At 71.9% G+C, this 10,918-nt stretch carries 14 protein-coding genes and 1 pseudogene; 4 read left to right on the plus strand and 11 right to left on the minus strand.

From position 1 onward, the window contains the following. From O3Q52_RS38920 to O3Q52_RS38950, 7 genes are all read right to left on the minus strand, one after another. The coding region (locus O3Q52_RS38920; protein ID WP_269653305.1) for an NAD(P)-binding protein at positions 1-1,573 on the minus strand (1,573 nt) is incomplete at its 3' end. Then, complete coding sequence (locus O3Q52_RS38925; protein ID WP_269653306.1) at positions 1,570-2,568, minus strand: thiamine pyrophosphate-dependent enzyme; 999 nt, start codon at positions 2,566-2,568, stop codon at positions 1,570-1,572. The genes O3Q52_RS38920 and O3Q52_RS38925, both read right to left, overlap by 4 nt. Next, positions 2,565-3,683 carry a pyruvate ferredoxin oxidoreductase gene (gene porA / locus O3Q52_RS38930; RefSeq protein ID WP_269653307.1) on the minus strand — a complete coding sequence of 373 codons (1,119 nt, stop codon included), beginning with the start codon at positions 3,681-3,683 and terminating at the stop codon, positions 2,565-2,567. Before porA ends, O3Q52_RS38925 begins: the two co-directional genes overlap by 4 nt. Continuing rightward, positions 3,680-3,805: a hypothetical protein gene (locus O3Q52_RS38935; RefSeq protein ID WP_269653308.1), complete on the minus strand. Its 126-nt coding sequence runs from the start codon at positions 3,803-3,805 to the stop codon at positions 3,680-3,682. The genes porA and O3Q52_RS38935 overlap by 4 nt, the downstream gene beginning before the upstream one ends. Beyond that, positions 3,789-4,364, minus strand: coding sequence for a 2-oxoacid:acceptor oxidoreductase family protein (locus O3Q52_RS38940; protein ID WP_269653309.1), 576 nt, complete (start codon positions 4,362-4,364; stop codon positions 3,789-3,791). The genes O3Q52_RS38935 and O3Q52_RS38940 overlap by 17 nt, the downstream gene beginning before the upstream one ends. Positions 4,365-4,398: 34 nt before the next feature. Further along, positions 4,399-5,292, minus strand: coding sequence for a universal stress protein (locus O3Q52_RS38945; protein ID WP_269653310.1), 894 nt, complete (start codon positions 5,290-5,292; stop codon positions 4,399-4,401). A gap of 292 nt (positions 5,293-5,584) precedes the next feature. Further along, on the minus strand, positions 5,585-6,187 hold the full coding sequence (locus O3Q52_RS38950) for a hypothetical protein (RefSeq protein WP_269653311.1): 603 nt from the start codon (positions 6,185-6,187) through the stop codon (positions 5,585-5,587). 36 nt (positions 6,188-6,223) lie between these two features. Between O3Q52_RS38950 and O3Q52_RS38955 the strand changes: the two genes are divergently transcribed. The 4 genes from O3Q52_RS38955 (at position 6,224) to O3Q52_RS38970 (ending at position 8,727) form a co-directional block, all read left to right on the plus strand. Then, the gene (locus O3Q52_RS38955) at positions 6,224-6,685 is read left to right on the plus strand and encodes a Gmad2 immunoglobulin-like domain-containing protein (protein ID WP_269653318.1); all 462 of its coding nucleotides are present in this window, start codon (positions 6,224-6,226) and stop codon (positions 6,683-6,685) included. Between the two features lie 144 nt (positions 6,686-6,829). Then, on the plus strand, positions 6,830-7,549 hold the full coding sequence (locus O3Q52_RS38960; RefSeq protein ID WP_269653312.1) for a CBS domain-containing protein: 720 nt from the start codon (positions 6,830-6,832) through the stop codon (positions 7,547-7,549). A 58-nt stretch (positions 7,550-7,607) separates the two neighbouring features. Further along, the gene (locus O3Q52_RS38965; protein WP_269653313.1) at positions 7,608-8,207 is read left to right on the plus strand and encodes a hypothetical protein; all 600 of its coding nucleotides are present in this window, start codon (positions 7,608-7,610) and stop codon (positions 8,205-8,207) included. Between the two features lie 97 nt (positions 8,208-8,304). Beyond that, positions 8,305-8,727, plus strand: coding sequence for an Hsp20/alpha crystallin family protein (locus O3Q52_RS38970; RefSeq protein WP_269653314.1), 423 nt, complete (start codon positions 8,305-8,307; stop codon positions 8,725-8,727). A gap of 65 nt (positions 8,728-8,792) precedes the next feature. Here the strand turns inward: O3Q52_RS38970 and O3Q52_RS38975 are convergent, their stop codons facing one another. The 4 genes and pseudogenes from O3Q52_RS38975 to O3Q52_RS38990 form a co-directional block, all read right to left on the minus strand. After that, positions 8,793-8,981 (minus strand): hypothetical protein, encoded by a 189-nt coding sequence (locus tag O3Q52_RS38975; RefSeq protein WP_269653315.1) that lies wholly within the window; start codon positions 8,979-8,981, stop codon positions 8,793-8,795. A 100-nt stretch (positions 8,982-9,081) separates the two neighbouring features. After that, a pseudogene (locus O3Q52_RS38980) lies at positions 9,082-9,285 on the minus strand (hypothetical protein); the annotation flags it as partial. A 275-nt stretch (positions 9,286-9,560) separates the two neighbouring features. After that, positions 9,561-10,025, minus strand: coding sequence for an OsmC family protein (locus tag O3Q52_RS38985; protein WP_269653316.1), 465 nt, complete (start codon positions 10,023-10,025; stop codon positions 9,561-9,563). 55 nt (positions 10,026-10,080) lie between these two features. Then, positions 10,081-10,815 carry a CBS domain-containing protein gene (locus tag O3Q52_RS38990; RefSeq protein ID WP_269653317.1) on the minus strand — a complete coding sequence of 245 codons (735 nt, stop codon included), beginning with the start codon at positions 10,813-10,815 and terminating at the stop codon, positions 10,081-10,083. Positions 10,816-10,918 lie beyond the last annotated feature (103 nt).

The following is a 10,918-nucleotide window of genomic DNA, read 5'->3' on the forward strand; positions in this document are numbered from 1 at the left end:
CGATCGCGAACCCCTTGCCGGGACCGAGCTTGGTGATGGCGTTGTCGGGGCAGACGCCGTAGCAGTTGTCGCACTCGAAGCAGTTCCCGCACGACATGCAGCGCCGGGCCTCGAAGAGCGCGGTGGACGGGTCGAGCCCCTGTGCGACCTCGTCGAAGGTGGAGACACGGCGGGCCAGCGTCAGCTGGGGCCGTACGGACGCCGGTGCGTCGGAGTAGTACCAGGTGTTCAGCCGGTCGGCGCCGGCGGGCGGATGCTTGGGACCGGGCTCGTAGGACGTGCCGTGCAGCCAGGCGTCGATGTGCCGTGCCGCCTTTTTTCCGTGCCCAACGGCCACGGTGACCGTCCGCTCGGCGGGCACCATGTCGCCGCCGGCGAAGATGCCCTGATGCCCCGTCATCAGCCCGTCGGCCACCCGCACCGTGCCGTGGTCCACCGACAGGCCGGGCACGTCCTGCAGCAGGGACAGGTCGGACTCCTGGCCGAGCGCCAGCACCACGGTGTCGGCCTCCAGCTCCTCGAACTCGCCCGTGGGCTGCGGGAATCCGGTCTCGTCGAGCTTCATGCGCTCCACGGTGATCCGTTCGCCGTCGGCGTGCTTGATGGTGGACAGCCACTTCATGCGCACGCCCTCCTCCAGCGCCTCCTCGATCTCCACGTCATGCGCGGGCATTCGGTCGCGGGTACGCCGGTAGACCACGACGGCGTCGGTGGCGCCGAGCCTGCGTGCGGTGCGGGCCGCGTCCAGGGCCGTGTTGCCGCCGCCGTACACGGCGACCCGGCGGCCCAGCAGGGGCGGCTGCCCGTCCTCCACACCGGCCAGCAGGGAGACCGCGTCGAGAATGCGCGCGCTGTCGCCCGCCGGGATGTAGGTGCGGCGGCCGATGCCTGCGCCCACCGCCAGGAACACCGCGTCGAAGCCGCCGTCCCGTTGCGCGGCGAGCACGTCGTCGACCCGCGTCCCGAGCTCCAGTGCGACCCCCAGTGCCAGGATCCGGTCGATCTCGGCGTCCAGCACCTCGCGCGGCAGCCGGTAGCGCGGAATGCCGTACCGCATCATGCCGCCGGGCCGATCCTGGGCCTCACGGATCGTCACCTCGTGCCCGAGCAGCCGCAGATGGTACGCCGCCGACAGCCCGGCCGGACCGGAGCCGACGACCAGGACCTTCCCCGGGCCTCCGGCCGGGGGACTCCCCGTGCCGGAAAACTCCGAGGGCCCCTGGATCCTCCAGCCGTGCCGGATCGCCTCGTCTCCGAGGAAGCGCTCCACGGCGTTGATGCCGACGGCGCCCCCGACCTGCACGCGGTTGCAGGCGGTCTCGCAGGGGTGGTAGCAGACCCGGCCCATGACTGCGGGCAGCGGGTTGTCCCGCATCAGCTCCCGCCAGGCGGACTCGTAGTCGCCGCTCTCCGCGTGGAAGAGCCATTGCTGGATGTTCTCGCCGGCGGGACAGGCCTGGTTGCACGGCGGCAGCCGGTGGACGTACTCGGGATGTTCGGTGCGCCAGGCGCCGGTCCGGTTGGCGAGGCTGGACCCCACGTCCAGGGTGATCGCGAACGGCTTCTCCTTCACGGCACTGTCTCCTCGGTCAGCAGCCCGAAGCGGGCGATGGTGCGGTCGGCGGCCCGCTGGATCCGGGCGAGGACATCCGTACGGACCTCCGGTTCGAAGAGGTGTGCGTACCGCTTCTGCGGCCGCAGGTATTCCTCGACCGGCACGCGTCGCCGGATTCGCGTGACCTCGCCGTCGACGGCCTCGAACACCGGGAACAGTCCGCTCTGTTCGGCGAGGCGCGCGATGCGCACCGTGTCACAGGACGCCGTGCCCCAGCCGAGCGGGCAGGGCACCAGTACATGCAGATAGCGGGCTCCGCGCATCCCCATCGCCCGGTGCACCTTGGCCTCCAGGTCGCGGAGCCCGGCGACGGTGGCCGTGGCGACGTACGGGATCTCGTGCGCCATCGCGATCAGCGGCAGGCTCTTGCCCTGCCCGAAGGGGGCACCGGGCTCCTCGCCGACCGCCTGGGTGGTCGCCGTGCGCGCGGCCGGGGGAGTGGCCCCGGAGCGCTGCACGCCGGTGTTCATGTAGGCCTCGTTGTCGTAGCAGACGTACAGGACATCGTCGCCCCGCTCGAACATGCCGGACAGACAGCCCAGTCCGATGTCGACCGTCCCGCCGTCCCCGCCCTGCCCGACCACGCGCACGTCCTTGCGGCCCTTGACGCGCAGTGCGGCGGCGACACCCGCGGCGACCGCAGGCGCGTTGCCGAACAGGGAATGCAGCCAAGGGAGTTGCCAGGAAGTCTCCGGGTACGGCGTCGAGAACACCTCCAGACAGCCGGTCGCGTTGACTGCGATCACCTTGCCGCCGGCCGCCCGCTGTGCCGCATCCAGGACGTACCGGGCGCCGAGCGCCTCGCCGCAGCCCTGGCAGGCACGGTGACCGGAGGTGAGCGCGTTGGACCGGTCCGGGTCCGCCTGGTCGGACTGCAGCTCGGGGCCCAGCAGCCGGTTTCCGGCGGCGAAGCTGCCGACCTGATAGAACTTCACCTGCCGTGCGTCACTCATCGGTTGCTCCCCACGTCACGCAGGATGTTCTCGGCCGACGGCCCGGACCGCCGGGTCCGGGCCATACGCGCCAACTCCCGCTCCACCAGGTCGGTGTCGAGGTCCAGGAACGTCAGCTGCCCGAGCCGGCCGCCGAGTGCGTCGTCGAACAGCCGGTGCAGCGAGGCCTTGGTGATCGCGCGCCCGCCGAGCCCGGCGATCATGGTGTGGCCGGCGAGCTGGATCCCGGCGAGCGCGGTGCGTACGTTCGCCGAGACGATCCCACCGATTCCGACGGCCAACGCCCGTTCCAACACGACGACTTGGCGTGCCCCGCCGAGTGCGGCACGTACCGCCTCCAGCGGGAACGGTCGGAAGGACGTGATCGCGAGGGCACCGATGCGCACGCCGTGTTCGCGCATCTCGTCGACGACGTCGCACACCGTGCCGAACACCGACCCCAGGGCGACGACGATCGTCTCGGCGTCCTCGCAGGCGTATGGATGCACCAGGCCGCCCGAGTCCCGCCCGAACAGTCGCCGGAACTCCTCCGAGAGCTTCGGAATCGCCTCCAGCGCCTGCATCTGCTTGGCGTGAGCGAGGTAGCGCACCTCGGTGAAGGCCTCGGGGCCCACCATCGCGCCGATCGACACAGGCTCGGCCGGGTCCAGGACCTGACGGGGTTCGTAGGGCGGCAGGAACGCGTCGATCTGCGACTGTTCCGGCACCTCGATCCGCTCCCAGGCGTGCGTGAGGACGAAGCCGTCCATGCACACCATCACCGGCAGGGACAGCTCCTCGGCCAGCCGGAAGGCCTGCGGGTGCAGGTCGGCCGCCTCCTGGTTGTCGCGGGCGTACAGCTGAATCCAGCCCGAGTCGCGCTGGGACATGCTGTCGCTGTGATCGTTCCAGATGTTGATGGGCGCGCCGATCGCCCGGTTGGCGATCGTCATCACGATCGGCAGGCCCAGGCCCGAGGCGTTGTAGAGGGCCTCCACCATGTACAACAGGCCCTGGCTCGCGGTCGCCGTGTAGGTACGGGCACCGGCCGCCGAGGCGCCGATGCACAGGGACAGCGCGGCGAACTCCGACTCGACGTTGACGTACTCGCCCGGTTTCAGCGCACCGGACTTCACCAGCGGCTGAGCTCCTCCACGATGTGCGTCTGCGGGGAGATGGGGTAGGCGGCGATCACTTCCGGGCGGCAGTACGCGACGGTCTCGGCGACCGCGCGCGAGCCCTCAGTCTGCTTCAGCATGAACGCGCTCCTCACGAAGGACCTCGACGTGCTCGTACGCTTTCCGGGCGGCGTCCGCATTGGCCGATCCCAGCCTGCCCGGGAAGCGTTCCTGGATCGCGGCGGTCAGCGAGCCGAGCGTCACGCAGCCGGTGAGGGCGGCGAGTCCGCCGAGCAGGACGGCGCTGGGTACCGGACGCCCGACATGGCGCAGGGCGAGTGCGGTGGCGGGGACCGTGAGGACCGGACCGGTGAGTGACTCCAGGCCCAGGTGATCGGCGCCATAAGGGGAGTTGACCAGAACTGGGCCGCCGGGCCGCAGCCCGGCGAAGACGTCCACCTGGTGCAGCAGCGTCGCGTCCTGGACCACCAGGGCGTCGGGTCGGGTGACGGGTTCGCGGACCCGGATCGGCCGGTCGTCGATCCGGCAGAACGCCATCACCGGAGCCCCCGTCCGCTCCGAGCCGAAACTCGGGAACGCCTGCGCGTGGCGGCCCTCCAGAAACGCCGCCACCGACAGCAACTCCGCGGCCGTGACGGCTCCTTGGCCGCCGCGACCGTGGATGCGTACCTGGAACACGGCATCCTCCTGTCCTGGGATCCGATGCGGACACTCACTGGTGCGGCACGACGGCGACCGGGCAACGGGCGTGGTGCATCACCGCGTGCGCGACGGGCCCGGTGTGCGTCCCCAGCCTGGCCGGGCGGATGCGGCGGCCGACGACCAGCAGACCGGCGCCCTTGGCGGCGTCCGTCAGCCGCAGGGGGGCGCTGCCCTCGGGCGTCAGCTCGTGGACGTCGACGGTGGGGAACTTCTCCCGCCACGGCCGCATTACGGCGGTCAGCGCCTTCGCGGCGCTCGCGCCCACCGCCCTGCGTGCCCTGGCTTCCGCGGCAGCCTCCACGTACGGCAGCCGCCACGTGTACACGGCCCGCAGCGGCGCTGCCCGCAGCATCGCGCTCCCGAAGGCAAACGCGAGCACCTCCTCGCACGCGTTCGCGGGGTCGACGCCGACGAGGACGTCACGGTAGGGGGTGGCCGCCGAAGGGTGGTTCTCCGCGTCCGGCAGGTGCTCGTCCTCCAGAGTCTGCTCGGCCCGTACGAGGACGACGGGGCGCGTCACGTGGGCGACTGTCGCCAGTGCGACCGAACCGGCCATGAAGCCACCGAAGCCGCTGAACGCACGGCTGCCCAGCACCAGCAGCTCGGCTTCGTCGCCTGCCGCCACCAGGGCGTCCGGCGCGGACCGGGCGATCTGCTCGGTGGTCGGCACGACCTGCGGGCAGCGTTCGCCGAGCCGCTCCACGGCATCCCGCAGAATCCGCCGCGCCCAGTAGCGCGGCGCGTCCAGCTCGGGCAGCTCCGACAAGTCAGGAGTCACCCCGCCCTCCCAGGCGTGCACCAGGTGCAGCGGCAGACGACGCCTGAGCGCTTCCTGGGCCGCCCACTCCGCGGCGGCGAGGCTCTCCCTCGATCCGTCCATTCCTACGACAACGGGGCGCAGCATGGCCGACACCTCCTGTGGCCTGTGCCCGCACGCAGGTGTGCGGACCCTGCCCCACCAGAGTCGGCGCGTCGGCCCACCGCCGTCAGGGGCCGGTGCGTCCCGACCGCAGGGCCGAACGGCCCCTCCGCACGGCAACCGCGGCGTACACGGAAACCCAGCCGACGTCCCGCCTTCGGAATCCGGCCGGACCGAGCGTTGTCAGCGTGGCAGCGACGGCTGTGAGCAGTATCGGCGCGGTGACGCCAGGGGTGCGTGGCGGGCAGGTGCGGGATGTGCTCGAACGGAGAGGCGCTCAGGGCCCAGGCGAGCAGGTCGTGGACCTCGCCGGACAGGCCGACGACGAAACAAGGTAGCGAGTACCGCCGGTGCGGCCTTTGGCCGCGCAGGGCGAGCGCTCGAACAGCGCGGTCGCGAGCCTGGCGACCGGCCACGGCGCCCGGGCGTAGGCAAGCGCGGCGGTGACGAGCAGGGGCACCTGGACCGCCCCGACGCCGGTGGCGCCGTGGGCGAGGCCTGTGCCGAGGCCCGCGGCGGCGAGGACGCTCAATCTGCCGCCCAGCGCCACCGACAGGCGACCGGCAACCAGGCGGACGCGGGAGACGGGCGTGACCAGTGGCGGCTCGGCCCGCAGCGCGGCTTCCTCGCCTCGTGGCCGCAGCGTTGTCTGTACGGCGAAACCGGCGCCCAGGAGAGCGACGACCAGCAATTGCCCGGCGGGAAACGAGTCCGTGAGGCCGCCCGTGCCGTATTGGGCGACCAGGTCCTCCATGGTCTCGTTGCCGCCGACGAGGACCATGAACTCGCCGTCGGAGATGTCGAGTTCGAGCCCGTCGACGGCAGGGTGGTCCATCTTCGGGAAGCAACGGGTTGCCTGGTCGAAGGTGACCGATGCCATGGCTGTCACCTGCCCGGAGCCCAGGTGACACGGCGGATGCGGGGTGGGCGGCGAGGGGCGGGCCGCGCGCCCGACCGGGTGGTACGCCCCAAGCGTCGAACAGCCCGCCGGACGTCGGCACGGACCGGATGCCCCGTGTACGGCTGGCGCCGAGGCGGAGAGCGCAGAACCGTGCGGAGCCGCAGGAAGGGAGGCGGCGGTGCTCCCGAGCATCAAGGGGCTTTTGCTGAGGCACCTGCCGCATCCGGCGCGGCACGGGTCGGGCACCGAGACGCTGCCCCTACCTTCCGCCTGAGGATCACCGATGCCGCCGGGCGCACCGCGGCCGACGTCTGCACGACGGCGACCTCCGGCACCGGAACCCGCGGCACGTTCGACGTGACGATCCCCCACAGGGCGACCCGCTCGGGTGCCGGCCTGCTCGCGGCGCACTGGAACTCCATGGAGGACTGTCACCCGGTCGTCGCGGACGCCGTGCCCCTCACCGTCACACGCTGAGGACGGAGCGGGGAGGTTCGTGCCCGACGGGACCACCTACCAGGGCCGGTCGGCCCATACGACGGTCAGGGCCCGTGGCCGAGGCTGAAGTCGGGGAGCCCTTGTCCGTGACGACACGCGCACCTGGGGCCCTGGGAGGACACCATGCACAACACTCCGCACACCGTGAGCGATGTGATGACCCGTACCGTCCTCGCCCTGAAGACCGGCGCGACGTTCAAGGACGTGGTGAAGGCCATGCGGGAGTGGAAGGTCAGTGCCCTTCCCGTGGTGGACGACGGGCACCGGGTCGTGGGCGTCGTCTCCGAGGCCGATCTGTTGCTCAAGGAGGAGTTCCGAGACGGCGACCCCGATGGGTACGCCAGGCCGCGGCGTCCGGAGGACCTGGCCAAGGCCGGGGCGCGTACCGCCGAGGAGCTGATGACGGCTCCGGCGGTCACCGTCCGCTCGGGTGCGTCCCTGGCGCAGGGCGCCCGGATCATGGCCCGCCACCGGGTGAAGAGGCTGCCGGTCGTCGACGGCGACGGTGTCCTGAAGGGCATTGTCAGCCGCGGTGACCTCCTCGGGGTGTTCCTGCGGGACGACGCAGACCTTGCTCGCGAAGTGCGCCGCGCGGTCGTGGAGCGCCTCGTCCCCGAGACGCCGGGAGCGATCCGGGTGGAGGTCCGCGACGGGATCGTGAAACTGACCGGCCGGTTCCGGGAGACCGGGCTGGCCCCCGTCGCCGCCCACCTGGCGCGTGCCGTCGAGGGTGTGGTGGACGTGGACTGTGCACTGTCGGGACCGCGCCGCCACCTCGGGCTCGATCCCGAACTCCCGGACGGCACAGGGGCCGTGACGAGCCCAGGGACCCCTCCCGGGTGAGGCGTCCCGGCTCCTGGACGCGAGAGTTCCCGGCCGAGGGAGAAAGGGGTGTCGTCCCATGGCGAGGGCGCGCTGCACACCGGCGAAGAAGGTGTGGCTCTGGCGGTGGCGTGACACCCCCCTCCGACGCCGCAGCGACCGCCTGGAGGCCTGGATCGTCCTGACAGCCTGGCTTTTCGCCGTGGCGGGAGGCCTGTCCGTGGCCCTGGTAGCGGGGGTGTCGTTCGAGCAGAGCCTCGCCGTGCGCCGCGCGCAGGTCCACCCGGTGACGGCCGTTCTCACCCAGGACGCGCCCGGTGCCCCCGCGCTGACGACGGACGGCACCAGCGAGGGCACCGTGTGGGCGAAAGTCCGTTGGACCGCCGCCGAGGGCACCACGCACACGGGCCTGGCGAAGGCGGAGCCCGGCAGCGAGGCCGGCACCTCTGTCACGGCGTGGGTGGACCGCAAAGGCGAGCTGAGGTCTCAGCCGCCGACAGCCGTCGAGGCGCAGTTGTACTCGGTGCTGGTGGGCACTTCGGCGGGGCTCGCGGCCGGGGCCACGGTGCTGGGCTGCGAGCGGCTCGCCCGCGCCGGCCTGGACCGACGGCGGCTGCGGGAGTGGGATGCGGAATGGGCGCGCGTCGGCCCGCAGTGGCGGAAGAGGATGAGCGGCTGACAGGGCCCAAAGGGTCCCGCGCGGGGCCGGTCGGCCCCGCCCGCCCCCGGCTGCGGCGCGCGACGCTGGTAGTAGGAACAAGGAAGAGGAGGGCGACATGAGCGGCATGAGCGAGAGGCTGCCCGGCTGGGTGACGCTCCCCGACCTGTTGGGGTGGGTCGAAAGCGGGCTCCCCGTGGCACACACCGTGCCGGGGACACACGGCATCCGTATCGAGGAGCGGCTGACGGACGGAACGTACGTACTGCGGGCCGAACTTCCGGGCATCGACCCCGAGAAGCACGTCGAGATCACCGTCGCGGAAGGCCTGCTGACGCTGCGCGCCGAGCGCACCGAGGAGACCAAGGACAAGCGCCACACCGAGTTCCGCTACGGCACCTTCACCCGCGCGGTCCGGCTGCCGGCCGGTGCCGAGGGGGACGAGGCGACCGCGGAGTACAAGGACGGTGTCCTGACCGTCACGGTCCCGGTGCCGGAGAAGAAGGAAGGCACCAGGACTATTTCCGTGCGGCACGTCTGAGCGCCGTCGTGCGCTGAGCCGCACCGCGTGTGCGTGGCCGATCGTCCGGCCACGCACACGTTTCGTTACCCCGCCCGCCCGCCCGCCTGCCGGAAGGCGGGGCGTCGCTGGAAGACCGCGGGAACCTCGCTCTCCGTTGCCGTGCGGGACACGACGAGGAGCATGTCGTCCTCCCGCAGTGCGAGCTCGGGGGCGGGCGACTTGGGGGCCGGTCCGCTGAAGGCGCAGGTGCGGGAGTCCAGCGCGCTGCCCACCGGACTCGGTTCCGTCGTACGGTCCGCGGCCGAACGCTCCCCGGCCGGGGGCGCGTTGTTCGCCGGCAGGTCGTGTGTCCCGACCGGCCCGGCAGTCCGCCGGCACCGCGTCCCCGGCCTCCAGTGGGACGACGTCATCGGGCACCAGGGAACTCGCCGGAATCTCCCGCCGTTCCCCGTCCCGCAGGGCCCGGCAGGCGCGGGACATCATGGCCTGCACTGTCTGCGCGGAGCGCCCGGCGTCGTGCGGGCCCTGGAGGACGTGGGCGAGGAAGGCCGACGTCGACGCTGCGAGCAGGACCATGGCGAACAGATCGGTGAACTGTGCCGCGAACAGCCGCCACAACCTTCCCTCGGGGGCGAGGCAGCTCGTTGGGCAAGCCGTTCCCACCGGGCGTCGGATCCTGGACGGACAGCCCGTACGGGGACGTGCCGAAGGCCCGGAACAGGTCGTCCGGGCGTGGCCGCCGCACCGGCTTGGCAAGGCCCACCGGCCGGAGCGTCCGCTCGTGGGGCGATGTCGGCAGGAGCGTCGGCGCCGGGGGTGACGTGGCACCGGACCCGAGGCCGGCAGGTGTGTCAGACGGGTGTGCCCGGCTCCAGCCGGATGTCCGTCTCGGGCGGCTCGTGCAGCGTGTTGAGTACGGTGCAGTGCAAGGCGATGGCCAGCAGAGCCGCGTGGCGTTGTGCGGACAGCCCCGGTGGGGGAGTGAGGAACAGCCGGACGGACGCGACCCGGGCGGGGCGGTCCGCCGCCGTGGTGAACTCCGTACGGACACGCAGTCCGGAGCGGGGCATGCCGTGGCGCTTGAGGTAACGGCCCGCACAGGAGGCGACACAGGTGGCCAGGGAGGCCGCGAACAACTCCGTGGGTGTCGGGGCGGTGTCGTTGCCGCCCGCCTCCGTGGGCCGGTCGACCAGGAGCTGGTGGCCGCGGATGTCCACGGCGTACGCGTCACCGTGGACGTGTGTGACGTCGAGCCGGTGCACCTCCCTCTCCTCGGGCCGCGTCGCGGCGGTGGGGCGCACTGTTGTCTCGGACATGACCGTGCCTTCCTCGTCGACGTCCAATGCCGTTGACTGCCTTGCGGGGGGCGTCTCAGTGCGCGACGAGGTGGTCCTCCACCTCGAACACGTCCGGGATCGCCGCCACTTCCTCGATGAGCCGCGGAACCAGGCGAGCGTCGATCGTGCCCCTGAGCGTGACGGTGCCGTTGCGAACACGCACGTTCACCTGCTCGGGGTCGATGTGCAGTTCGTCCCGAACGACATGGGAGACGATCTCCGAGTGGATCGCCGTGTCGTCCCGCACGAGGGCGTGCAGCAGTTCCGCGCGGCTGACGACGCCCACGAGCCTGTCCCTGTGGTCGGTCACGAAGATCTGCCGGATCCGGGAGCGGGCGGCTGTGCGGGCCGCCTCCACCACGGATGTCCAGGGGTGGACGGTCAGTGCAGGCGTGGTCATCAGCGTGGCCGCCGTGCCGCCCGCGTCACCGGCCTGCTGCCGGTGGCCGAGCAGTCTGGCGAACCGGCCGTGGGGTACGTCCGGGATCGCGAGGTCGGCCGCCCGGGCGAGCAGGTCGGACTCCGCGATCACGCCGATGACACGTTGGGAGTCGTCCAGCACGGCGGCCGCGCCGATCTGCCGACGGGCCAGCATCCGGGCGATGTCCAGGAACGGCGTGTCGGCGAGGACCCCGGCGACGGACCGCTTCATCACGTGCCGCACCTGAAGGTCGGCGATCGTGGGCGTCCCGGTGGTGGCCGGCGATGCAGCGGCGGGTCCGGTGACCGCCGGTTGCTCGACGGGCGCACTCGCCGAGTGCGAGGCCATGGCCTGGAGGTAGCGCACCATCATGGGACCCGGACGACCAGATCGTCACGGTCAAGTGCGAACCCGAACACGCCCGCGCTCACGTACGCGCCTACGCCTCGAT

The organism is Streptomyces sp. ActVer (assembly GCF_027270795.1).
Classification (GTDB): Bacteria; Actinomycetota; Actinomycetes; order Streptomycetales; family Streptomycetaceae; genus Streptomyces; species Streptomyces umbrinus_A.